Genomic DNA, 18,850 nt, shown 5'->3' on the forward strand with positions numbered 1-18,850 from the left:
AGTTCGGAAATCCAGCAGGTTTCGGGGATACAGGAGGTGAGGTCATGCGCGCAGACGCCCGCCGACGCCGCGACACGCTGATCCACGCAGCACGCGACGTGTTCGTCGAACGTGGACACGACGCGCCGCTCGATGCGATCGCCGCACGCGCCGACGTCGGGATCGCGACGCTCTACCGCAACTTCCCTTCACGGGAAGAGTTGGCTCACGCAGTCGCGGAGACCACGCTGAGCGAGGTCGGCGCCCTCGCGCGCGATGCACTCGCCCGATTCGACGCCGATCCCACCACTGCCTGGACGCAGTACATCGACTCGGTCGTCGAACTACGTATGGGCGCACTGGTTCCGGCGATCATCAGGTCGAGCCTCGACGAACTTCCACCGCACGTTCTCGACGTTCGCGAAGAGACCAAGACGTCGGTGAGCGAACTGGTCTTCCGTGCGCAGCACAGCGGTCTGGTCCGAGAAGACCTCGACCCACTCGAGATCGTCCTGGCGCTCGCCACCATCACGCGACCTCTAGTGCCGTTCGCAGAAGCCCCCCACCCGAACTTCACGAGGAGACTGGTGGCGATCTACCTTGCGGGCATCCGGCCGGGCGCCGCGGATCTGCCCGACTGATCGCCGACACGCGTGTGATCGAATGGTCTCGTGAGCCTTGCCCTGGATACGAAGGTCCTGGTCCTACTGTCGGGACTCATCTTGCTCTGGGGCATGGCACTGGGGACGTGGAAGTACCGCCAGATGTCGGTATCCGACAGCGGTCTCGCGCACCCGTACGTCGACATCGCCCACCGCGCAGCGCTCATGTACTCGTTCGCAACGCTGGTCCTCGCAGCTCTCGCGCAGTTCAGTGGCTGGCCGGTCGCGGTGGACCTGACGGCCGGCCTGATCGTCGTCGCCTTCTTCGTCGGTGCCATCGCGAGCTACGTCGTGCACGGATTTCTCGCCGACACCGACAACCAGTTCGTGAAGCCGGTCCGGGGCACCACGGCGTTCATGTTCGCGCTGATCATCGGCGAGTTGGGCGGCACCGCCGTACTCGTCGCCGGATTCGTGCAGAAGCAGTTTCTCTGAGCATCCCTGAACAGCAATTTACGTTGCGGTGCTAACGGATTCGACGGTTCCGACGACACATCGTGCACACGCACGTCCGCGAAGCATGAGGAGCCAGTCATGACCCCCAGCTCGAAAGCACCCCGAATCACGGCGATGAGCAAGGTCCTGGCAGTGATCGGTGGCGCGACACTCGCGGCCTCACTCGCCTCCGGCGTCGCCGGAGCACAGCCGCCGGATACCGGACTCGACGCGTACACACCCGTCGACTGGACCGAGTACCTGGTGGACGACATGAACTACTACGGCAGCGTCTTCTTCCAGATCCCAGACGGCCGCATGTGTGGCATGTACACCAACAGCGGACACGTCGGCTGTGACGCGGTTCCGATTGATGCACCGGAGGGCACCAACCAGGTGCGCGCCGCCGTTTTCGAGCCGGGGAACTACAGGTACGCGGAAGCACCCGGTTTCACCGTTCCCGGCGGACAGAAAGTGCTGCCGGAGGGCCACAAGATCACCCTGCAGAACAACACATGCGGAGTCGGCTACCAGGGCGCCGTCGCCTGCGAGTCGAGCGAGCACGGCTTCGTGATCGCGTCCACCTACGGCGTCATCTGGTAATTCTCAGGGAATCTCCATCGTCTCCGCTCGGGCGATCTCCCCGACCGACCTTCGGATGACTTCCACGGCCGGGACGCGGACGGCCCGCAGCAGATCCACGATCACCACGGTCGCTGCGGCGACATAGGCGCCCGGTTCGGCAACCTGTGGATTCGCGTCGACGTCGGCCACTCCGAGCGCGCCGGTAAGCACTTCTACGAGAACCTGTACATCCAGGCGGGCACACCACGCAGCGGTGGAGCGAATACACCGCTGCAACACCTCCTGCACGTCCTCACCCACAAGACCGTCGGGATGAGCCATTTCGAGCAATTCCCGCACGATCCCGGACTGCACCGAGACCACCTGCTCGAACGGCAGCGCCTCGAGCTCCTCGAACGCCTCGTCTGCGTGCGACGCCGACTCCGACTGCACGGCCGTGACCGCGGCCAGCACCGCTCCTGCAATCTCGCGGGCCACGAACGGCCAGTATTCCGGCCACCTGACATCAGCGCACATTCTCACGATTCCCCTACTCGATCCGAACGACTACCAGCCCAGCATCCCATGCCGCGCCCACACGATCGGTTCACGCGCTTTGCAGTGCGCTACCACACCCGGCCCAGCACCGAGTCCTTGTCCGCAGCCGATTGGGCCATGGCAGGGCCGTGCAGTAGCACCTCACTGCGCCCGTGGTTTCACCGACTCCTCGGTGACCGACACCTCGTGCACCCCGGAGGATTCTTCTTCGTGTCCTGGCTGAACCAGCTATAGGCGGAATCAGGCGGACCCGCTCGCTGTTGCACCACCTGTGACTGCAGACACCGATTCGACCTCGACCCCCGACCTCGGACAGTTCGGAATCTGGCGTGGCGGGTTCCTGAAATCCGATGCCGCGAGATCCATCGAAGAACTCGGCTACGGAACGATCTGGATCGGCGGTTCGCCGCCGGCCGACCTCGAAGCCGTCGAGAAGGTCCTGGACGCCACCGAGACGATCACCGTGGCCACGGGCATCGTGAACATCTGGACTGCCACCGCCCACGACATCGCGGACACCTATCACCGGTTCGAGCAGAAGTACCCCGGCCGTTTCCTGCTCGGTATCGGCGTCGGCCACCCCGAGCAACCCGGGCTGGACTACAGCAAGCCGTACAGCGCCCTCGTCGAGTATCTGGAAGTTCTGGACGAACGAGGGGTGCCTGCTGAGCGGCGGGTACTCGCGGCGCTGGGGCCCAAGGTTCTCGAACTCTCGGCGGCGAGGTCGGCGGGCGCCCACCCGTATCTGACCACACCGGAACACACCCGTCAGGCCCGTGAACACCTCGGACGCGCACTTCTGGCGCCCGAGCAGAAGGTCGTTCTCGACGACGACGCCGCGCGGGCGCGGAGTATCGGCCGGGACGCCGTCGACAACCCCTACCTGCATCTGAAGAACTACGTGAACAATCTGAAGCGACTCGGCTACACCGAGGCGGAGATCGCCGGCGGTGGTAGTGACCGCCTGATCGACGACCTGGTCGCGCACGGCACCGCACAGCAGGTCGCGGCGCGGTTGAACGAGCATGTGCGAGCCGGGGCCGATCACGTGGCCATTCAGATACTGCCTGCCTCGGACGACCCGGTTCCGGTGCTACGTGAGCTGGCTACGGTTCTGAACCTCTGACCTGGTTGGATCACGTCAACGCCGATCGACTGTTCCCCCTCGCCGGAATTGTTGGCAGTATGGCGTGACGCGAAGTACCAGATAGTCAGGACAGAAGGCCGTGCACGCTTCCACACCACATCCCGTCGGCCCGTATGCGGCGGGACCACCGGCTTCGGCGCTCGTTGTCGACATGCCGGAGCTCGGTCGATTCCGGCTGCCCGAACTCTGGCGCAGCACGATCATCGTCGCGGTACTCACGATGTGCGTGATCGTGTCCCTGCTGAAGTGGCCCTTCGCGCGCGAACGCCGCCTCGTGGACACTGCCAGCGAAGGTGTCGTGAACGGTTTCGAAATCCTCGGACCGACGTTCGTGAAGTTGGGCCAGTTGATGGCGTCGTCCTCCGGAGTGTTCCCCGGACCACTCGCCGACGCGTGCCTGCGATGTCTCGACGACGTTCCACCCTTTCCGGCATCCGTTGCGCGTTCGCGAATCGAGGAGGACCTCGGACACACCATCGACGTCCTGTTCACCGAGTTCGAAGATCGGCCCCTCGCGGCTGCGTCGGTCGCTCAGGTCCACGCCTGTACGTTGCGGGACGGCCGCCGCGCAGTCATCAAGGTGCAGCGGCCCCACATCGCCGAACGGATGCTCGTTGACCTCCGCGCCGCGTACTGGGGTGCCGGAATCCTCGAGACGTTCGAGTTCTTTCGTATTGCCAACGCAACGGCCATCATTCGCGATCTGCACGCCGCCACGGTGACAGAACTCAACAGCGCGGTGGAGGCGGACAGGCAGACCCGATTCCGTGACAACATCTCGGCGTTCGGCGACAACAAGCACGTCACCACACCCGAGGTGTACTGGGACTACTGCGGTCCGCATGTCATCTGCATGGAACGGATGTCCGGCGACCCTCTGGACCGGTGGGTGCCCGGCGAGGACGAACACAATCGACTGCTGATTCGCCGGGGAGTGAAGGTGTGGATCGAATCGGTGGTGATGCACGGGCCGTTTCACGGCGATGTCCACGCCGGCAACCTGTGGGTACTCGACGACGGACGCATCTCCTTCCTCGATTTCGGCATCGTGGGCGTCCTACCGGCCGAGTGGCGACAGATCATCAAGGACATGTTCTACGCAACCGTCATCGACGGCGATTTCTCGCGCGTGGCTCGCGGGGTCAGGAAGCTCGGCTACGTCACAGAGATCGATGCCACGGACGAGGAGATCGGCGCGCAGGTGGCGACGGTTCTCGCCCCGATCCTCGGCCAGGACCTCGGCGAGCTGAAGCTCAGCACCCTGATCGTCGGACTCATCCAGGTGGGTAAGCAGTGGGGGGTGACCAGCCCGGAAGAGCTCGTTCTGTTCGGCAAGCAGCTGGGATACTTCGAGCGCTACGCCACCCAATTGGCACCCGGCTGGGTACTGGGACAGGACCTCTACCTGTTCCGGAATCTGTTTCCCGAGGCTGTGGCGGCGCGCACACGCGAACTGGGCATCACCCTGCCGGAGGACTGAGCACCCTCACCGGGCTGTACCGTCACGGGGCACAATTCTCCATCGGAAAGGCCGCGGCACGTGGTTCTGCGAATATTCGGTATCTCGTTCGTGGTGACGCTGGTCGCCCTGATCGTCGCGGCCCTGTACGGCGGCCCGCAAGCTGTTCTCCTCGTCGCCGTTCTCGCGATCCTCGAGATCTCGCTGTCGTTCGACAATGCCGTCATCAACGCGACCGTCCTCCAGCGGATGAGCGAGTTCTGGCAGAAGATCTTCCTCACCGTCGGCATCGTGATCGCAGTATTCGGAATGCGGTTGGTATTCCCCCTCGTCATCGTGTGGCTGGCTTCCGGTCTGGGCCCGATCGCCGCCATGGATCTGGCGCTCAATCCGCCGGCGGCCGGGGCAAGTCACTTCCCCAACGGCGATCCGAGCTACGAGACGCTGTTGACCGACGCGCACCCGCAGATCGCGGCTTTCGGCGGCATGTTCCTGCTGATGCTGTTCCTGGGCTTCGTTCTCGAGGAACGGGAGATCACCTGGCTGTCCTGGATCGAGAAGCCGTTGGCCAAGCTCGGTCGACTCGATCAGCTCTCCGTCGTCGTCGCAGGTGGGCTACTGCTCCTCACCGCCGGCTTCGTGGCAGCCGAGGACAAGGTGTCCACGGTGATGATCTCCGGCGTCCTCGGCATGATCACGTATATCTCGGTGAACGGGTTGGGTGAACTCTTCAACACCTCGGACGAGTCGACCGGCCCATCGGACCTCGCGAAGGCGACCGGCAAAGCAGGCTTCTTCCTCTTCCTCTACCTGGAGGTACTGGACGCGTCCTTCTCGTTCGACGGAGTCATCGGCGCGTTCGCCATCACCTCGGATCCGATCATCATCGCTCTGGGGCTCGGCTTCGTCGGTGCGATGTTCGTGCGGTCCCTCACCGTGTACCTCGTCCGGAAGGGCACGCTGTCCGAGTACGTGTACCTCGAGCACGGCGCGCACTGGGCGATCGGAGCGCTCGCCGTCATCTTGCTCGTCTCGATCGGCTACCACGTGAACGAGAACGTCACCGGACTCGTCGGGGTGGTTCTGATCGGTGCCGCATTCGTCTCGAGTGTTCGACGTAATCGGAAGCTCGACACCGACATCCGAAACGACGAGGATGCTCCGGTTCCAGTCGGCTGATAGCGGCGGCTAACCTACCGGATCGGTGAGAGCCTTTGCTGTTCCGGCGAACTGACGGACTCGGCCATCGCACCACACCGTGGCGGGCACTCCGCCGCCCAGGAGCTTCCTGGCCAGGGCGGGGTCGTCGGCGATCGGAACGTCACTCCCTGCGATCACGATGTTTCCGTACCGTCGCCCCTTGAGCATTGCCGGATCGGCGATGATCGCCAAGTGTTCGAACAGCGAGCCGATCGTTGCCGCTTCACGTTTCGCTCCGACAAGGTCCCGTGTGTCACCGCAATTGACCACGTAGATGCCGCCAGGCGCCAGCACTCGGCGAACATGCTCGGTGAACTCCACCGTCGTCAGTGCGGAAGGTGTGGTGTTGCCTGCGAAGACGTCACGGATGATCAGATCGCGTGAAGACTCGGTCAAGGTTTCGGTTACCGCACGCGCTTCTCCCACCCGAATTCTCAGAAGCGGCGCTCGCGGCAGATCGAACCATTCACGAACGAGCTCTGCGAGTTTGCCGTCCAGTTCGACCACCACCTGCCGGGCATCGGGGTATCCCGCCCACAGGTGTCGGGCCAGTGAGCACGCCCCACCGCCGAGGTGTAGAGCGCGTAGCCGGAAACTCGCTTCCCAGTGGGAACGAACAAGTTGCGCAATCCATCTCATGTATTCGAAGTCGAGACGTTCGGGATCGTCGGGGTCGATGTGCGAACTCTCGACACCGTTCACCTTCACGACCCAACTCCCCGGCGCGTATGGATCGCCGACCAGTTCGCAAGTGCCGGTATCGATGTCGTACACCCCGGCCACAGGGCCACCGCGACCGGCAGAGGCCACCGCGGACTTGCGCTTCTTCGCCACCGAACTGCCTCAGGTGGCGCGATCGAAAACGAGATCGAGCGGAATACCGGAAGTGTCGACGAGAAGGTCGTTCTCGAGCGTCCGACGAAGGTCTTCCACGCTCTCGAGCTGACGACGTTCGCTCGGACCGCCCAGATGATGAACGGTCAGACGTAACCCGTTGAGGGCGTACCGCCTGTCCGAGGACGGCCGGGCAACGGTCAGGCCGGTGACGAACCGCGAGTGCGGCCACGTCGACAGATACCAGTTGGACGCTTCGTAATCGACGGGATGCTGCGGGGTGAGATCGAACCGGTAGATCGAGCGCCACACCCCATCGAGTTTCGCCTGCAGCGCGAAGTCGTTCCCGAGTGTGGTCAACCGGAACGGCTCGAGCGGGGTGGACTGCTCCACGTCGGACTCGAACCTGATCGAGGACGTCATCGTCATACCGCCGAATCCGACGTCGACGACACGAGCCCCGTCTTCGAGCGTCACCGCCAACAGCATGTGCGAGCGCTGCGTGATCGCGTAGTCGTCCGCGCCCCAGAGCACACGAGCGGCGAGGGCGGTGACGTCGAACCCAAGCGACATCAGCACGGACCGCAGCAACAGGTTCTGCTCGTAGCAGTAGCCGCCGCGGCGGGAGTCGATCAGCTTGTGCTGCAGCGAGACGAGGTCGATTCTGTTGGGTCGCGACATGAACGGATCGAGATTCTCGAACGGAATCGCGGTGGCGTGGCGGCCGATGATGGCATCGAGTGTACGCAGTGTCGGAGTACGGTCGCCGGCGTAACCGATCCGCTGGAAGTACCTGTCGACGTCGACGGAGTCCTCACTGGCGGTCATGACCCTCCTTCGCTTGCGCGGGTACTCACCTTACGCTGCGCCGGAAGCCTTCTGTCAGCTCACCAGCCCTCGTCCCGTCACCAGCGGGAGATCCAGCGCGGTGGCGATCCCCGGTTCTGCGGCGACAACCGCGGGCACCGAGTTCACCAGACGCATGGCCGTGGTGATCATCCCGGAGTCGTTGTGGTCACCGTTCTCACCGTGGTGCGAGAAGTCGACGGTCATCGACGGCTCACCCTTGATCTCGACCCGATAGGAACCGTCCCCGCCGACAGGGTGCGGCCAGTCGGGCATCTGGTCACGGTGCGTACGGGTGACGTGCTCGAGAACCACCTTCGGCACTCCGTCCACCGTGCCGATCACCTCGAATCGCAATGCTGCGGCGGTACCTTTCGCAATGCGGCACGACGCGATGTCCAGGTCCACCTCGGTCGTTCCCCGTTCGTACTTCTCCACCAGCGGTTCGTCCAGCGTCACGCCGAGCCCGGCGGCGATCTGCCTGACCACGCTTCCCCACGCCAACGACAGAACTCCGGGCTGCAGCAGCGCCGGTGTCTCGTCGACGGGTTTGCCGAATCCGAAGATGTCCTGCATGACAACCGGCTGGTAGTAGGTGGAGTAGTCGGCGATCTCGGAGCACCGGACTTCGTCGATGCGCTGCGAGAGACTGGTCATCGCCAGCGGCAGAACGTCGTTCGCGAATCCGGGGTCGATGCCGTTGACGTGCAGGGTGGACCCGTTGTCCTTGCCCGCCTTGGTGATCCGCGCGACCAGCTCTTCGGGGAGCACCCCGTGTGGGTACTGCAACACCACGGGACCGGACGACACCACGTCGATCCCTGCCTCGAGGAAGGAGATCAGGTCTTCGATCCCCTCGAAGATGCGGTCGTCCGTCATGGCGGTGTGAACGATGCAATCGGGTTTCAGAGCGAGCATCTCGTTCTTGTCGCCGGACGCCGCCACGCCGAGCTCACGACCCAGACCGGCCAGCTCACCTGCATCCTTGCCGACCTTGTCCGGGTTCGATACCCACACACCGACCAGCTCGAGGTCCGGGTGCTTGTCGATACCGGCGAGAACGTGCCTACCGACCGTGCCGGTGGACCACCCCACTACGCGATGCACCATTGCTGAGCTCCTGTCGTTGCCGGCCGGTTCGGAAAAATGTAACAGGTTCCATTTTCTGCGGGGATGGTTTCGGGGCAACGCTCAATCGAGAGAGGCCGGCGGCATGTAGTCCCCGACCAGCTCCCTGTGCCACCACGCGCCGGTCGCCCGATGTTCTTCCCTGGTCGTGAACCGATATCGGTAATACCGCGCCCGCACGAAGCGTGGTGCTCGCCCCGAGAACGGGTCCTCCCGCAGCAACACCAACACCTGCGGATCGGCCGCGAGCAACCTGTCGACCAATCCCGGGAACCAAGACCGCGCATAAGACGGGGACAGCGCCGCAAACCACATCAGCCAATCGAGGCGCAGGTGGTACGGCGCGAACTGGCGAGGTCTGCGATACACATTGCCGGGCTTACCCCTGAACTCGTACTCCCACCATCCGGTACTCGGCGACAACTCCGAGTCCGCTGTGCCTTCCAGCACGATCTCGTGCCTGATCCTGGTGACGGTCCCGAACGCACCGTAGGTGTTGACCAGATGCCACTTGTCGAAGGACGCGTTCATCACCTGACTCGCCGAAATCAGATTCCGCACGGGTCGATAGCTGAGGAGCACCACCAGAACCGTCACCGCGACTACTGCGACGACGAAGGGTAACGGCGCGACAGCGAAACCCACACCCGCCGCCAGCGGTAAGACCGGTTCGAGCACCGAATCGGGCAACACCGAGACGGCGAGAACGATGGTCACCCAGTTCAGCCACGCAAAGTTTCCACTCGCCACCAGCCACAGCTGCGTCAGGATCATGATCCCCGCAGCGATACCCGCGACCGGCTGGGGCAAGAAGAGTGCGAACGGCACGACGAGCTGCGTCACGTGATTCCCGGCCGCTTCCACCTTGTGAACAGGCGCCGGGAGGTGGTGAAACGCCCTACTGAACGGGCCGGGTATGGGCTGCGTTTCGTGGTGATAGCAGAGACAGGTCAGATCCCGCCAGCAGCGGTCACCACGCATCTTGATCAGACCTGCACCGAACTCGAGCCGGAACAGCACCCAGCGCAACAGGACCAACACCAGGACCGGTGGCGCCGTGTCCGCGTTACCCAGAAACACCGCGAGGAAGCCGACCTCCAGGAGCAGGGATTCCCAACCGAACGCATACCAGGCCTGGCCCACGTTGACGATCGACAAGTACAGACACCAGAGGACGAACCACACGAGCATGCACGCAGCCAGTGGCAATCGCATCGTCACACCCGCGAGCGTCAGCCCCGACAATCCCGCACCGCACCACGCCACCACCGCGAAGAACCGATCGGAATAGTGCAGGTGGAAGATGCTCGGCGAACCGGCGAACGACACGTCGCGTACGAAATCGGGCACCGGAAGTATTCCGTTCGTGCCGATGAGAGACCGGAACTGCCGGGCAGCCGCCACGAACGCAACGAGATAGAGAGCCGCCAGTCCTTCGGTGAACAGCAGACGACCCAACGAATAGTTCTCTGCCGCGAACCATCCCATCTCTTCCACCCGCCAACAGGCCCGGGCCGCCGCGCACGAACGAGCACCGGCCGCTGTGTCGAACGATACGCCCGCCCCGAAGGCGGGGTCATGACCCTTAAACTCGTCCGATACGGACAAGGGAGGTGACCGTGGACTCACAGGACGTCGACTTCGCACACACCGAGCAGGCCGACAAGAATCGCCGGGAGAAGGCCGTCGGGATCGCTCGCTACGTGTGGGATCGCGACATCAGCGGTGACGAACTCCTGAATCTGACGGATGCCCAGCTCAAGAAGCTGGCCCGCGCAGCCGGAGCGCATCCACCCAGGACCATCGAAACCTGGACACGCGTCGCCCAGCTGCTTCGCGAGAAGGCGGACTGGGCCACGAAGAACCCCGATCATCCCAGCGCATCGAAGCAGCACCCGGAGGAGAAGATCATGTGGGTGAAGCCGGCAGTGCCGCGCTGGTTGTGAGTCAGCCGATCTGTCGCGTGATCTGATCCGCGACCGCACTCATTCCTGCCGCATTCGGGTGGTAGAAGACCGCGCCACCACTGTTGCGCTGGATGATCTCGAAGCCGGCGACCCAAGGATCCTTCGAGCAGGCACCGTGTCCCTTCCCGAGATCCGAAGCCCGGACCAGCTGCGATCCGGTCTTCGCGGCGGCCCGCCCCGTCGCTTCCGCGACCGCGCGATGCACCCGCACCGTCGACGCCGCACGTTCCGGTGTCAGAGGAACCACATCGCACAGCGCGCCGTTCGCGGCAACCACCGGCAGATAGTCGACGAAAACGATGCGTGCCATCGGCGACCGGGCTTTGATCGCGTCGACGATTGCCACTGCCGAATCCTCGACCTTGTCGTAGTCGGCGGGGCTCGGTTCCGATGACGGCGGTGCGCCTGCCCGTCCGCAGAACTTCACGTATGCCCCTTCCGGTGGCCGAGGATGAGCACGCTCGAAGACAGTCGCACAACTGTTCGCGACGAGCCGGCCCATGTAGTCGACATCGTTGCCGCCGATCGTGACCGTCACGAGATCGGTCTCCGGGGTGACGGAATCGATCTGCGGAGGCACCGGGGCGCCCAAACCGAAATTCGGAACATGGGGTGTGTCCAGGATGCTCGCCGACGTTGCGCCGGAGCAGCTTCGATCCGTCAGGCGATAATTCAGCCGCTCGGCGACCTGATGGGGGTAGTTGGCACCCGACCGAGTGCAGTTCGCGTCGACCACGGGGGCGATCACCGGACCGGCGGCGTACGAGCTCCCCAACGCCACGTAGTCGAGAGGAGGTGGCGCCGTGCGGACAGGTTTCGTATCCGCGTGGGTCGTCGCAGAATGCGTGGTTGCCACACACGACACGGCTACCGTCATGACCACCGTGGCAACCATCGCCACGAATACGGCACTGCGCATCCGACGGTCACGACTCGCCTCGAAAAGACACGACCCGAAAACGCTTGTACGCAAGTGCACTCCTCTCCTACGCCCCCACAGTAAAGGAATCCCGCGTCAGCAGCCCGGGTCCGGTGCATCCTCCGCAAACGGATCGCCGGGCGGTTCCACATATGCGGCGAGCAACACCAGAGCGCCCGGCCCGCCGTTGACACCTTCGTGCGGGCGGTCACTTCCCACGTCCTCCTCGACGAGCCCACCCGGCCCGGTCGTTTCCACCGAGCAATCGTGCAGAACCCGTGTCAACGTGCCGGTTTCGACGTAGGCGTACACGGGTCCGTCGTGATAATGCCAGCCTGTGGTTCCCCCGGGTTCGATCTCGATTCGGCGCACCGTGAAATCGGTTCCTTCGAGCTCCGTACTTCCGAGACCGATCGGGAACGAAGCGTGAAAGAGGTTCTCGGCGGTGACGCCGGACGGTGGCGTCGCCACCGCGGTTCCCGCCGAAAGGGCTGCGGTTCCCCCCCGAAAGGGCTGCGGTTCCCGCCGAAAGGAAGGGCAGCGTGCAGAGAGCAGCCAGGCCGACAACGGTCGATCGTGTGCGCATGATCCCGCCCTTCGACGTCCCTTCGTCAAGAATATGGCGCGCGCACGACCCACCACTGCCGAAACGGCGAACATGTTGACACCCGGCGCCGAGGCGGGGTGAGCTGGGGCTGTGACGAACCCCGGGCAACTTCTTCGCATCGCACTGGACGAAGCACGGGCCGGCCTTGCGGAAGGTGGCATTCCGATCGGCGCCGCCCTCTTCACCAAAGATGGAGTACTTCTGGGCCGCGGTCACAATCGACGGGTCCAGGACGACGACCCGTCCGTGCACGCGGAGACCGCCGCCTTCCGTGACGCCGGACGACTGCGTGACTATCGGGACACGATCATGGTGACCACGCTGTCGCCGTGCTGGTATTGCAGCGGACTCGTCCGACAGTTCGGCATCGGCAGCCTGATCGTCGGCGAGAGTGTCACCTTCACCGGCGGCCACGATTGGCTGGCAGAGAACGGGGTGGACGTGGCCGTGCTCGCGGACCGGGACTGCATCGACATGATGACCGACTTCGTTCGCGATCGGCCCGACCTGTGGAACGAGGACATCGGCGTGGCCGATTGATCACGAGGTGATCGTGGACTCCCCGATCACCTCGGAGTTCTCGAACCTGCGTTCGGTGAGGGTGAACGAGCCGTCCGCCCGCATCCGTACGACCGTGCAGGCGCGGGTGCCATAATCACCGAAGTCCACGAACAAGGGCGAGAGCACCTTCTCCATGTCCTCACCGATGCCGGTGTGTGGCAGCAGCTCCGTCGGTGCCTGCGTCTTGTCGAACAGCAGGTGCAGGTACGCCTCGGTGGTCGCCGTGCTGCCGTCGTCCGTCGCGGCGAGCTCGGCGAATGCGGCAGTACCGGCCGTGACCTTCGGCCACGCCGTGTCCAGAGCACTGTTGGACAGACCGTGAACACCAGGACCGACCTCTTCTGCGCCGAATCTGTTGGACGTCCACCACAGTTGGTCCAGATCGCACGCGAGGAGATTGAATCCGTCGTACCGATCGCCATCGAGCTCGCCGACGTGAGCCTCGGGCGACGTGGGTACCGTCAGGAAGTCCGTAGGCAACAGTCCACGCGAACGCGGTGCGGCGACTCCGGTCGGCGGGCCTTCCCGCACGTTGGTCACCGCCGCGAACCGACCGTCGCCGACACCCAACCACGTTCCCCCGCTGGTGATGTCACGTCCGGCGACGATTCCGTTCTCCCACCTGTGGACGGGCTCGGTGGGGCGCCTGTAGAACTCGTCGCGGTTCGCTGCCACTATCAACGGGTATTCGGGGTGAACCTTCCACGCCACGAGAAGTAGGCACATACCCGGATCCTACGAGAGCGATTGCCGCATCCACGATCTGCTCTTCGGAGACGAGCACCTGCAACGCCGCGTCTCCGAGCGGGACGAAACTGTCGGCGCTGGTCACCCGGCTCATTGCTCCGCCGAATTCTGCATCGATCAGGGCGGCGAACACCCCTTCCGACACCCCACCGGAGCGCCGGGTCTCGTCGACTACGAGAACGCGGCCCGTGGCCGTTGCCTCACGGAGCAGGGCTTCCGTCGGCAACGGCACCAGCCAGCGCAGATCCGTGATCCTGGCCTCGATTCCTCGCTCACCGAGAGTTCGTGCTGCCCGAAGTGCGAGTGGTATCCCGTTTCCGAACGTCACGATCGTCAGATCCAACCCCGTGCCATACGTACGTATTGTCCCTATCGGGGTCCGATCCGAACTCGACGGATACGGGGCCAGCCACCCGTCGTCTCCCGTCTCGTACAGATCACGCTGGTGGTACAGGGCGATGGGTTCGAGAAACACGCACGGAACTCCGGAGACCTGAGTAGCGGCGACGCACGTATGCAGCATCGAAGCGGCGTCCGCCGGGTGCGAAGGCGACGCCACGACGATCCCGGGGATGTCTCGAAGCACGGCGATCGCGTTGTCGTTGTGGAAGTGGCCACCGAACCCCTTCTGGTAGCCATACGCAGCGACTCGAAGAACCATGGGGTTCCGGAACCTGCCTTCGGAGAAGAACCGCAGCGTGGCCGCCTCGCCCCGCAATTGATCCTCGGCATTGTGGAGGTACGCGAGATACTGGATCTCCGGGATCGGGAGAAAACCCGACAGTCCGGCGCCCAGCGCAAGACCGAGAATCGTCTGTTCGTCCAGCAGTGTGTCGAACACCCGGCCGGGCCCAGCTCGCGCCGCGAGACCCCGCGTAACCCCGTACACCCCGCCCTTACGGGCAACGTCCTCCCCGAAGACCAGCGCGCCTGGACAGGAATCCAGAATGTCGGCGAGAGCACGATTGACGGACTGGGCGAAAGTGAGCTGTTCGTCGCTACCCTCCACCGGCGCAATCGCCGCAAGAACTTCGGCTTCGGACGGCACCACCAGCGGTGCCATGATCTGCGCGACCGACGTGAGCGGGAAACACGCCGCCGCGGTCTCCGCACGAACGCGTACTTCCTCCCGCGCCGAATCGTACCTACCGAGCACTTCGGACACTGTGAGGCAACCTTTTTCGACCAGAGCGCGGGCCGTCGCGAGCACAGGATCGCGAGCCATGTCTGCTGCGACATCCTGGGTGTGGCGATACGCAGACTCCACGTCGGAACCGGCATGACCCATCAAGCGGACCGTACGCAGGTGCAGAAGTGCGGGTTTGCGATACGCGCGTACCCAATCCGCCGCACGCGTCGCCTCGTCGAAAGTGCCCACCACATCCGCACCGTCGGCCGTGAAGTACTTCAGTCCGGCTACACCGGAATACAACTCGGCTATCCAGCCCTCCGGGGTCGGGACACTGATACCGAGCCCGTTGTCTTCGCACACCAAGAGCAGAGGAAGTGCAATCCCTCGGTAGGCGATGTTGACGGCCGCGTTGATCGCGCCGGTGGCCGTCGAGTGATTGGCCGAGGCATCCCCGAAACTGCACACCGCCAACGCATCACGCGGCCACGGTGACGGTATCCCCAATTTCGCTGCCCGCGCAATCGCGAACGCAACACCCACCGAACGTGGAAGATGCGAGGCGATTGTCGAGGTCTGTGGAATCACCGCAATGTCCTTGCGGCCGAACACCTTGTGGCGGCCACCCGAGATCGGATCGTCCGACGCGGCGACGATTCCGAGCAGCACATCGAGCAGCGGATCGCCTTCGTCCACCTGCCTGGCCCGGGTCAGATAGAACCCGCCGGATCGATAGTGCAGCAACGCGGGATCGGTCGGACGCAGCGCAGCCGCCACCGCGACGTTGCCCTCGTGCCCGGACGAACCGATCGTGTAGTACCCCGAGCCCTGCGCACGCAACCGACGTGCCGCCAGGTCGAGATGACGACTGTCCACCTGGTCGTCGAACAGCTCGAGGCACCGACCCACGGTCAGGGACGAACCGGCACGCACCGGCTGGGAGAGCGGCGGGCGGGGCAGGACCTCGGACGGTAAGCCTCGGACACGTTCGAGGAAGTGCTCGTCGACCGGTTCCGCCATGGGAACCACTTCCTTCCGGACGCGCTCCACGTTTCCTGCTCGCCATTGTCGCCCGAACGCCCGCGGTGCGCTGGTATACGCTCGATGCTGCTATGAGCACCGACCAGAGCGAGCCCACCGCCGACACCCTGTTCACCTCGGTGGACGAGGTGAACGACCGGCTGTCCGCTGTCGGATACCTGCCGTCACTCGACATCGCAACGGCCGTGTTCCTCGCCGACTACCTGCACAAACCACTTCTCATCGAGGGGCCGGCAGGTGTCGGCAAGACCGAACTGGCCAAGGCGATCGCGGCGGCCACGAAGTCCGAGTTGGTGCGTCTGCAGTGTTACGAGGGCATCGACGAATCGCGGGCGCTGTACGAGTGGAACCACGCCAAGCAGCTGCTGCGCATCACCGCAGAACAGGGAACGGAGTGGGAAGCCACACGTGACCACGTGTTCACCGAAGAGTTTCTCCTCTCCCGTCCGCTGCTGACCGCGATACGCAACAACGAACCCACCGTGCTACTGATCGACGAGCTGGACAAAGCCGATATGGAGATCGAAGGACTCCTCCTCGAGGTGCTCGGCGACTTTCAGCTGACCATTCCGGAGATCGGCACCATCGAGGCGGTACGCACCCCCTTCGTGGTGGTCACGTCCAACGCGAACCGCGAGGTGTCCGAGGCCCTCAAGAGGCGGTGCCTGTTCCTCCATATCGACTTTCCGACACCGGAACTCGAGCTGGCGATCGTACGATCCAAAGTTCCGGAGCTGGACGAGACCGTGGCGTCCTCCGCTGTCGAAGTGGTGTCCGCATTGCGAAAGCTCGAGCTCCGGAAACCACCGTCCATCGCTGAAACGGTCGACTGGGCACGGACCCTCCGTGGACTCGGAGTCAGAGAGGTCGGCGACGCCGTCGTCAGATCGACAATGGGCGTACTGCTCAAGTACAAGTCCGATCACGAAACTGCAACCGAGAAACTGCATCTCGGCAACAAGCGGGGCAGCAAGTAGCGTGTCCACCAACGTGAACTCGGAGAAGCTCGTCGAGTTCGTCGGCGTCCTGCGTGAGCACGGCGTGGAGATCGGCACGAGCGACACGGTCGACGCTGCGGCAGCAACGGTGGTCCTCGGCCAATCCGATCGAGACCGCCTCCGGTCCGGCCTGGCCGCCACCCTCCTTCGCAGACCCGGTCAGCGCGAAGTCTTCGACCGAATATTCGCGCTGTTCTACGACGGGGGTGAGGCTGTGCCGCTTCCCCCGTCCACAGACGTCACCGAACTCCGAGAGATGGTTGTCGACGCAATTTCCGATGGGGACACGGATGGTGTTGCGACACTCGCAGAACAAGTCCTCGACTCGCTGGGCGCGATCGGCGGCGAAGGCTCGTCCGGATCGGGCAGAGGCGAGGGCCGAGCGCAGTTCTCTGCCTATCAAACATTTCAGAAACTCGGGTCCCCGGACGAACTCGCGAAAGAAGCACAGTCGCAGCGCGGTTCGACAGGGGACGACACCAGAGACGCAGTGTTCGCACTCGAAGCAGAGCGTCGGGCCGGCGAATTCAGAGCCCTCGTGGAAGCCGAGGCACTTCGTCGAGTGGCCCGCATACGGGGTGCGAAGAAGGTCGCCAAGAGCGCGGTGCGCGAGAGCACGGAGGATCGGGCTTTTCTATCGGCGAACCAGCGGGATCTGGCCGAGATGCGGAGGCTCGTCTACCCACTCGCACGGACACTTGCCACGCGAGTTTCGGCACGCCGACGCAAAGCCACTCGCGGCCGAATCGACATGCGCCGTACCGTTCGCAAGTCGATGGGCACCGGCGGCATTCCGATGCGACCGGTCCTCCAGGCACGCCGCCATGGGCGTCCCGACCTGATCATCCTCGCGGACATGTCCGGCTCCGTTGCCGGGTTCGCGGAGTTCACACTGATGCTCGTGCAAGCGATGCAGGACCAGTTCACGAAGGTGCGCAGTTTCGGCTTCGTGGACTCGTGCGACGAGATCACGCATATTTTTCGCCCCGGGGAGCCGCCGACAGCGGGCTTCGCCGACAGGGTCGTGGCCGAGACCGACGTCGCGCGCTTCGGTGGCAGCAATTACGGAACTGCGTTCGCCGCGTTCGGAGCGCAGTATCTCGACGCCATCGGTCCCAGAAGTTCGGTGTTGATACTCGGTGACGCCCGAACGAACTACGCAGATCCCAATGTCGCAGTACTGCAAGCCATGCGGGCGCGCGCCAAGAACATCTTCTGGCTCAATCCCGAGCCGGCGCGGTCGTGGTCGTCGGGCGACTCCGCAGCACACACCTACGCCGAGGTCGTGTCCATGTACGAGACGGGGACCGTCCGCCAACTTGCCGATGTCGTCGGCCGGTTGCTACCCACCTGATCCGCGCTACCGTCGATTACATGTACAGCACCGAGATAGAGGTTCGCACGGGCAACGTGGCGGTGGTGCACGATCTCACCACCGACATCGAGAAGTTCCTCGGGGATGCCGGTGCGGGGAACGGGCTGCTCCATGTATGGGTGCCGCATGCCACTGCCGGTCTCGCAGTCATCGAGACGGGGGCGGGCAGCGACGAGGACCTTCTCGCTGCGGTCGACGATCTACTACCGCGCGACGGCAGATGGCGACACCAACACGGTACCCCTGGACACGGGCGCGACCACGTTGTCCCGGCTTTCGCTCCGCCTTACGCCACGATTCCCGTCCTGGACGGCACAGCTGCCACGGGAGTCTGGCAGTCCGTCTGTCTCGTGGACACGAACGTGGACAACCCTGTCCGCAACGTCAGGTTCAGCTTCCTCCCTGGCTGAACGTGGCCTTCCCGGTCGCGAGGAAGCCGGTCAGTCGTCACCGTGTTCGTCGTAATGATCGCCGTGCGCTGCGTGTCGATGACCGTCGTGAATGTAGTCCACGTGATCCCCGTGCTGAACCGCCTCATGGCCACAGTCCGAGCCGTGGACGTGCGTGTGATCTTCGTGCGTGCGATGTTCGGCAGTGGTCATGATTCGTCCCTCCGACGAGCAGTCGACCGACTGGAGCCGGCCGGAAGGGCCCCGCTCATCTCCTGGTTCGAGGGTAGATCCCGAGATCATTC

The 18,850-nt window shown here is 64.1% G+C and carries 21 protein-coding genes; 11 read left to right on the plus strand and 10 right to left on the minus strand.

The window, feature by feature from the left end:
- The first annotated feature begins 44 nt into the window (after positions 1-44).
- The 3 genes from ACFWO3_RS05490 to ACFWO3_RS05500 all read left to right on the plus strand — a co-directional run bounded on the left by ACFWO3_RS05490 (position 45) and on the right by ACFWO3_RS05500 (position 1,679).
- Positions 45-620 carry a TetR/AcrR family transcriptional regulator gene (locus ACFWO3_RS05490; protein ID WP_378574593.1) on the plus strand — a complete coding sequence of 192 codons (576 nt, stop codon included), beginning with the start codon at positions 45-47 and terminating at the stop codon, positions 618-620.
- Positions 621-650: 30 nt separating this feature from the next.
- Positions 651-1,076 (plus strand): hypothetical protein, encoded by a 426-nt coding sequence (locus tag ACFWO3_RS05495; protein ID WP_378574595.1) that lies wholly within the window; start codon positions 651-653, stop codon positions 1,074-1,076.
- A gap of 99 nt (positions 1,077-1,175) precedes the next feature.
- On the plus strand, positions 1,176-1,679 hold the full coding sequence (locus ACFWO3_RS05500; RefSeq protein WP_378574597.1) for a hypothetical protein: 504 nt from the start codon (positions 1,176-1,178) through the stop codon (positions 1,677-1,679).
- Between the two features lie 3 nt (positions 1,680-1,682).
- Here ACFWO3_RS05500 and ACFWO3_RS05505 read toward each other — a convergent pair whose 3' ends face one another.
- Positions 1,683-2,138, minus strand: a complete 456-nt coding sequence (locus ACFWO3_RS05505) for a hypothetical protein (RefSeq protein WP_378574599.1) — start codon at positions 2,136-2,138, stop codon at positions 1,683-1,685.
- Between the two features lie 331 nt (positions 2,139-2,469).
- Between ACFWO3_RS05505 and ACFWO3_RS05510 the strand changes: the two genes are divergently transcribed.
- From ACFWO3_RS05510 to ACFWO3_RS05520, 3 genes are all read left to right on the plus strand, one after another.
- Complete coding sequence (locus ACFWO3_RS05510) at positions 2,470-3,324, plus strand: LLM class F420-dependent oxidoreductase (RefSeq protein WP_378574601.1); 855 nt, start codon at positions 2,470-2,472, stop codon at positions 3,322-3,324.
- Positions 3,325-3,496: 172 nt separating this feature from the next.
- Entirely contained in the window at positions 3,497-4,825 is a 1,329-nt protein-coding gene (locus ACFWO3_RS05515; RefSeq protein ID WP_378575003.1) for an ABC1 kinase family protein, read from the plus strand.
- Between the two features lie 60 nt (positions 4,826-4,885).
- Positions 4,886-5,983: a DUF475 domain-containing protein gene (locus ACFWO3_RS05520; protein WP_378574603.1), complete on the plus strand. Its 1,098-nt coding sequence runs from the start codon at positions 4,886-4,888 to the stop codon at positions 5,981-5,983.
- Positions 5,984-5,992: 9 nt separating this feature from the next.
- On the opposite strand, the gene ACFWO3_RS05525 is transcribed toward ACFWO3_RS05520, so the two are convergent.
- The 4 genes from ACFWO3_RS05525 to ACFWO3_RS05540 all read right to left on the minus strand — a co-directional run bounded on the left by ACFWO3_RS05525 (position 5,993) and on the right by ACFWO3_RS05540 (position 10,300).
- Positions 5,993-6,838: a spermidine synthase gene (locus tag ACFWO3_RS05525; protein ID WP_378574605.1), complete on the minus strand. Its 846-nt coding sequence runs from the start codon at positions 6,836-6,838 to the stop codon at positions 5,993-5,995.
- 9 nt (positions 6,839-6,847) lie between these two features.
- The gene (locus ACFWO3_RS05530) at positions 6,848-7,666 is read right to left on the minus strand and encodes an arylamine N-acetyltransferase (protein WP_378574607.1); all 819 of its coding nucleotides are present in this window, start codon (positions 7,664-7,666) and stop codon (positions 6,848-6,850) included.
- A 54-nt stretch (positions 7,667-7,720) separates the two neighbouring features.
- The gene (locus tag ACFWO3_RS05535) at positions 7,721-8,794 is read right to left on the minus strand and encodes a diacylglycerol kinase (RefSeq protein ID WP_378574609.1); all 1,074 of its coding nucleotides are present in this window, start codon (positions 8,792-8,794) and stop codon (positions 7,721-7,723) included.
- 81 nt (positions 8,795-8,875) lie between these two features.
- Positions 8,876-10,300, minus strand: coding sequence for a lipase maturation factor family protein (locus tag ACFWO3_RS05540; RefSeq protein ID WP_378574611.1), 1,425 nt, complete (start codon positions 10,298-10,300; stop codon positions 8,876-8,878).
- A gap of 131 nt (positions 10,301-10,431) precedes the next feature.
- Between ACFWO3_RS05540 and ACFWO3_RS05545 the strand changes: the two genes are divergently transcribed.
- On the plus strand, positions 10,432-10,758 hold the full coding sequence (locus ACFWO3_RS05545) for a hypothetical protein (RefSeq protein WP_378574613.1): 327 nt from the start codon (positions 10,432-10,434) through the stop codon (positions 10,756-10,758).
- Position 10,759: 1 nt separating this feature from the next.
- On the opposite strand, the gene ACFWO3_RS05550 is transcribed toward ACFWO3_RS05545, so the two are convergent.
- Positions 10,760-11,752, minus strand: coding sequence for an SGNH/GDSL hydrolase family protein (locus ACFWO3_RS05550; protein WP_378574615.1), 993 nt, complete (start codon positions 11,750-11,752; stop codon positions 10,760-10,762).
- Positions 11,753-11,794: 42 nt separating this feature from the next.
- Positions 11,795-12,169: a cupin domain-containing protein gene (locus tag ACFWO3_RS05555; RefSeq protein ID WP_378574617.1), complete on the minus strand. Its 375-nt coding sequence runs from the start codon at positions 12,167-12,169 to the stop codon at positions 11,795-11,797.
- 226 nt (positions 12,170-12,395) lie between these two features.
- Between ACFWO3_RS05555 and ACFWO3_RS05560 the strand changes: the two genes are divergently transcribed.
- Complete coding sequence (locus tag ACFWO3_RS05560; protein WP_378574619.1) at positions 12,396-12,845, plus strand: nucleoside deaminase; 450 nt, start codon at positions 12,396-12,398, stop codon at positions 12,843-12,845.
- Here the strand turns inward: ACFWO3_RS05560 and ACFWO3_RS05565 are convergent, their stop codons facing one another.
- Together ACFWO3_RS05565 and ACFWO3_RS05570 are read right to left on the minus strand one after the other, a co-directional pair.
- A complete protein-coding gene (locus ACFWO3_RS05565) occupies positions 12,846-13,541 on the minus strand; it encodes an NRDE family protein (protein WP_378574621.1) in 696 nt (231 codons plus the stop codon).
- Complete coding sequence (locus ACFWO3_RS05570; RefSeq protein WP_378574623.1) at positions 13,459-15,762, minus strand: thiamine pyrophosphate-dependent enzyme; 2,304 nt, start codon at positions 15,760-15,762, stop codon at positions 13,459-13,461. The genes ACFWO3_RS05565 and ACFWO3_RS05570 overlap by 83 nt, the downstream gene beginning before the upstream one ends.
- Positions 15,763-15,854: 92 nt before the next feature.
- On the opposite strand from ACFWO3_RS05570, the gene ACFWO3_RS05575 reads away from it, so the two are divergent.
- Genes ACFWO3_RS05575 through ACFWO3_RS05585 form a run of 3 tightly spaced genes read left to right on the plus strand, consistent with a single transcriptional unit; the run spans position 15,855 to position 18,566 of the window.
- On the plus strand, positions 15,855-16,760 hold the full coding sequence (locus ACFWO3_RS05575; RefSeq protein ID WP_378574625.1) for an AAA family ATPase: 906 nt from the start codon (positions 15,855-15,857) through the stop codon (positions 16,758-16,760).
- Position 16,761: 1 nt separating this feature from the next.
- Positions 16,762-18,135, plus strand: coding sequence for a VWA domain-containing protein (locus ACFWO3_RS05580; protein WP_378574627.1), 1,374 nt, complete (start codon positions 16,762-16,764; stop codon positions 18,133-18,135).
- A 20-nt stretch (positions 18,136-18,155) separates the two neighbouring features.
- The gene (locus ACFWO3_RS05585) at positions 18,156-18,566 is read left to right on the plus strand and encodes a YjbQ family protein (protein WP_378574629.1); all 411 of its coding nucleotides are present in this window, start codon (positions 18,156-18,158) and stop codon (positions 18,564-18,566) included.
- Positions 18,567-18,596: 30 nt separating this feature from the next.
- Here the strand turns inward: ACFWO3_RS05585 and ACFWO3_RS05590 are convergent, their stop codons facing one another.
- A complete protein-coding gene (locus tag ACFWO3_RS05590; protein WP_378574631.1) occupies positions 18,597-18,758 on the minus strand; it encodes a zinc transporter permease in 162 nt (53 codons plus the stop codon).
- Between the last annotated feature and the right edge of the window lie 92 nt (positions 18,759-18,850).

The organism is Rhodococcus sp. NPDC058521 (genome assembly GCF_042719695.1).
GTDB lineage: Bacteria > Actinomycetota > Actinomycetes > Mycobacteriales > Mycobacteriaceae > Rhodococcus_F.

Coding starts and splice junctions, on each gene's coding strand:
- ACFWO3_RS05490 (WP_378574593.1), top strand. CDS start 45: ATGCGCGCAGACGCCCGCCGACGCCGCGACACGCTGATCCACGCAGCA.
- ACFWO3_RS05500 (WP_378574597.1), top strand. CDS start 1,176: ATGACCCCCAGCTCGAAAGCACCCCGAATCACGGCGATGAGCAAGGTC.
- ACFWO3_RS05515 (WP_378575003.1), top strand. CDS start 3,497: ATGCCGGAGCTCGGTCGATTCCGGCTGCCCGAACTCTGGCGCAGCACG.
- ACFWO3_RS05530 (WP_378574607.1), bottom strand. CDS start 7,666: ATGACCGCCAGTGAGGACTCCGTCGACGTCGACAGGTACTTCCAGCGG.
- ACFWO3_RS05535 (WP_378574609.1), bottom strand. CDS start 8,794: ATGGTGCATCGCGTAGTGGGGTGGTCCACCGGCACGGTCGGTAGGCAC.
- ACFWO3_RS05540 (WP_378574611.1), bottom strand. CDS start 10,300: ATGGGATGGTTCGCGGCAGAGAACTATTCGTTGGGTCGTCTGCTGTTC.
- ACFWO3_RS05570 (WP_378574623.1), bottom strand. CDS start 15,762: ATGGCGGAACCGGTCGACGAGCACTTCCTCGAACGTGTCCGAGGCTTA.
- ACFWO3_RS05575 (WP_378574625.1), top strand. CDS start 15,855: ATGAGCACCGACCAGAGCGAGCCCACCGCCGACACCCTGTTCACCTCG.
- ACFWO3_RS05585 (WP_378574629.1), top strand. CDS start 18,156: ATGTACAGCACCGAGATAGAGGTTCGCACGGGCAACGTGGCGGTGGTG.
- ACFWO3_RS05590 (WP_378574631.1), bottom strand. CDS start 18,758: ATGACCACTGCCGAACATCGCACGCACGAAGATCACACGCACGTCCAC.